The following is an 878-nucleotide window of genomic DNA, read 5'->3' on the forward strand; positions in this document are numbered from 1 at the left end:
CGATGCTCTGCACCTACGAGCATGCGGCTGAGGTAATATAGAGCAGCTTCTTTCCCTTCGTCATTCTCTTGTGCAAGCAGAGCGCCTACAGAATGATCAAGAGCTCTTGTGTACAAGATGAATGGTTTTCCAGTGGCAGGGGCAGCTAACACTGGAGGTTTGGTCAGGTATGACTTGATATCTTGAAATGCGGCTTCGCAGTCGGCATCCCAGACAAAGTCTACACCCTTTTTCATCAATCGAGAGAATGGACGGCATTTCCCCGAAAGATTGGAGATGAACCGTCTGATGTAGGCCAATCTCCCTTGGAGCCCTTTTAATTCTCTCAAGGTTCTTGGAGGGGGCATTTCTAGAATAGCCTTGACTTTGATGGGGTCAAGTTCTATTCCAGCTTTCCGAACAAGGAATCCGAGGAACTTACCCGACGAGACGCCGAAGAAGCATTTTAGAGGATTCATCCGCAGTTTGTGTTTGCGAAGTCGGAGGAAGACTTCTCGAAGATCTTTGAGATGGTCTTCTTTTCTTTTGCTTTTGACGGCGAGGTCATCAACGTAACATTCGACCGTCTTGTGCTGCATATCTTGGAATATTTTCATCATAGCCCTCTGATATGTGGCACCAGCATTTTTCAGACCAAATGGCATGACAGTGTAGCAATACACGCCAAATGGGGTCCGAAATGAAGTGTGCTTTTCATCTTCAGGATGCATCTTTATCTGATTGTAGCCAGAGAAGCCATCCATGAATGTCATTCGCTCGAATCCACAGGTATTGTCAATCATTACCTCTGGTATGGGGAGCGGGAATTCATCTTTAGGGCAAGCGCCATTCAGGTCTCTATAGTCAATACAGACTCTGATCTGCCCATTTTTCTTTGT

The 878-nt window shown here is 46.2% G+C and carries 1 protein-coding gene; it reads right to left on the minus strand.

The annotated features are described in order from the left end of the window. On the minus strand, positions 1-878 hold an 878-nt coding region (locus F8C76_RS19845), incomplete at both ends, for a reverse transcriptase family protein (RefSeq protein ID WP_152132936.1).

Origin of the sequence: Flagellimonas olearia, from assembly GCF_009184425.1 — a bacterium.
In the GTDB taxonomy this organism is placed as follows: Bacteria; Bacteroidota; Bacteroidia; order Flavobacteriales; family Flavobacteriaceae; genus Flagellimonas; species Flagellimonas olearia.